A 461-nucleotide genomic window follows, 5' to 3' on the forward strand; every position below is an offset into this window, starting at 1 on the left:
GATGATATATTTCCCGTTCGCGGCGACCGCTCCGGCGTCGTCCATCTCATCGACGCCGACCGCGGCCGCGGCCTTGCCAATGATCCGCGGGAACTGCCTGTGGGCAAAAAAGTCCCCCTTCCCGCGGGACCCGACGCCGAACTCCCCCATGGTGACGCCGGCATGTTCGAAGGCGAAGAGGTCGCCGGTAAGGCCGCTGGTATTTTTGACCTCTTCGAGGACGGCCTGTACGAATGTCTCGACATATTCAGGGGAAGCGTCTGTCTTGATCCTGAGGATCTCGCATTTGAGAGCTGCGACGACATCGTCTTCGCCCCTGCCCGCAGCGAGTTCCCTGCGGACAAATCCCTCGATATCCATAGAAAAGGATCGACGGGAAGGGTGTTAAAGGCAGTGATGGGTGTCCTCCCCGGCCTGCACGAGGATTCATATTTCTGGAGCGCAAGGGTGGGGTGGGCGGG

General features: G+C 60.5%; 1 pseudogene. It reads right to left on the reverse strand.

Annotation, left to right across the window (positions count from 1 at the left end):
* Positions 1 to 360 (reverse strand): annotated as a pseudogene (locus BP869_RS06650) (hypothetical protein); the annotation flags it as partial.
* Positions 361 to 461 lie beyond the last annotated feature (101 nt).

Source organism: Methanofollis sp. UBA420, assembly GCF_002498315.1.
Lineage (GTDB): Archaea > Halobacteriota > Methanomicrobia > Methanomicrobiales > Methanofollaceae > Methanofollis.